This window comes from Cellulomonas sp. P4_B5_2, from assembly GCF_056402235.1.
The window spans coordinates 1-2143 of the sequence record NZ_JBFUHU010000460.1 but is presented as its reverse complement, the minus strand read 5'-3'; the positions used below and the strand labels follow the sequence as shown (position 1 = coordinate 2143).

Below are 2143 nucleotides of genomic sequence, written 5' to 3'. Positions count from 1 at the left end.
TCCGCGACGACACCAAGCACCTGACCACCGACAGCCCCGGCCACCCATACCCGGGCTTCGACGTCTTCCACGTCTACGAAGAACCGGGCACCGCCGCGATCAGCCTGACCACCACGTGGTCCGGCCGATACCGGGTGGACGGCGACGGCACGTGGCGCGAGGTCGTCGGCACCGCCGAGACGACGAGCACCACGGCGCCGTTCGAGGTCGTCGAACGGCGATCGCACCTGGTCGCCGAGGACTGCAACGAGAACCCCGACCAACCCGGGTGCGGCTGAATCAGGCGCGCAGAACCGCGGGGTCAGGTCCTCGGGGGCAGTTCCGGGTGCGCGTCGCGGTCGGCCAGCTGCGCCAGCATCGCGTTGTACTCGTCCATCTCGAGGTCCCCGTCGCGGTCGACCTGGCGGTCGCGGCGGCGGGCGGTGCGGTCGTCGTCGCGGGACCAGGCGATCGCGACGCCGATCGCGAGGGCCAGCGTCGGGAGCTCCCCGATGCCCCAGGTGATCGCACCGCCGGCCTGCTGGTCGGCGATCGCGGACGCGCCCCAGGGGCGGCCCATGAGACCGAACCAGTCGGCGACCAGCAGCACGTCGCCGGTCACGAGAGTCACGCCGAAGAAGGCGTGGAACACCATCGTCGCGAACAGGAGCAGGAGGCGCTGCGGGTAGGGGAGCCGGCGCGGGCCGGGGTCGATGCCGACGAGCGCGTTGACGAACAGGTACCCGACGGCGGTGAAGTGCACGACCATCGCCAGGTGGCCGACGGGGCTGCGCAGCGACCACTCGAACAGGCCGGAGTAGTAGAAGAGCAGCATCGACCCGATGAAGTTCACCGCGGCGACGACGGGGTGCGCGAGGAAGTGCCCGACGTGGCTGTCGACGAGCGTGAGGATCCACTCGCGCGGGCCGCGGGAGGCGTCGTCGCGCAGCTGCGTGGACCGCACGGGGAGGGCGCGCAGGGCCAGGGTGATGGGTGCGGACAGGGCGAGGAACAGGGGGACGACCATCGCGAGCACCATGTGCTGGACCATGTGCGCGCTGAACAGGACGTGCCCGTAGAGGGCGGGTCCGCCGTTCGTCACCCAGAAGAACAGGACCATGCCGACCGTCCACGACGCGGCACGCAGCAACGACCAGGAGTCGCCGCGCCGGCGGAGCCGGAGCACCCAGCGCCAGTAGACGATCAGGCCGGCGACGGCCGCGGACGCGAGCACGAGGTCCCACCGCCACTCGGTGAACCAGCGAAGACCGGAGGGCTCCGGCGGCAGCGGGTGACCCGTCAGCTGGTAGGCCGGGGACTGGTCGAGCGGCGGTTCCTCCGACACCGGCGGAGCAGTCTCGCCGAGTGCGACGGCGACCCCGGAGACCGCCCCCATGACGGTGAGCTCGACGAGCACGAGGCGCCAGAACAGCCAGTCGCTCGTGCGCGTCGCCAGCCGCGGCAGGATCGACCGGCGGTGCGCGAGACCGAGCAGACCGAGCACCCCGAACAGGACGACCTTGGCGAGCAGGAGGATGCCRTACGAGCTGGTCAGGTCGGCCCAGCCGTTGGTGCGCAGCAGTCCGTTGACCAGGCCCGACACGGCGACCGCGGCGAAGCACCAGCCGGCGATGGCCGAGTACCGCGCGACCGACGCGGACAGGTCGGTGCCGACGCGCCGGACCAGCAGGGCCAGCGCGGTGAGCGCCCCGATCCAGATCGCGGCGCCGACGAGGTGCACCACCATCGACGACGTCGCGATGTCGTGCCCCGAGGCCCCCGCGGCGTGCCCGAGCTGCGCCTGCTGCCAGAGCGCGACCAGCACGAGCGCCGCCGTCCAGGCCGCGCCGGTCGGCGTCGCGACGACGAGCGCCAGGGCGGTGACCACGGCCGCGACGGTGGTGATCAGCAGGAGCGTGCGCCCGAGGTCGATCTGCGTGACGAACACGCCGAGCTCGGCGCCGAACGTGGCCGAGTCGAGGGTCCGGCCGGCGACGCTCGCGTACGTGAGGACGAGGTGCGCGATCGACAGGAGCGTCCACGCGCCTGCGGCGAAGCCGGCCAGGAGCGTGCTGCGCGGGTACGCCCGCCCGTCCGCGGTGCCCACGCCGGCGCGGGCCGCGCGCGTCGACGCCACCTCCGCGCGCCGCGGCAGCACGCACAC

1 protein-coding gene and 1 pseudogene are annotated in these 2143 nt (G+C 72.9%); one reads left to right on the top strand and one right to left on the bottom strand.

What is annotated here, in order from left to right; all coding sequences use genetic code 11:
- Window positions 1-278, top strand: a pseudogene (locus tag AC1DUQ_RS21100) (PKD domain-containing protein); the annotation flags it as partial.
- A gap of 23 nt (window positions 279-301) precedes the next feature.
- Here AC1DUQ_RS21100 and AC1DUQ_RS21095 read toward each other — a convergent pair.
- Window positions 302-2143: bifunctional copper resistance protein CopD/cytochrome c oxidase assembly protein (locus AC1DUQ_RS21095; RefSeq protein ID WP_477074557.1), on the bottom strand; the 1842-nt coding region annotated here is incomplete at its 5' end.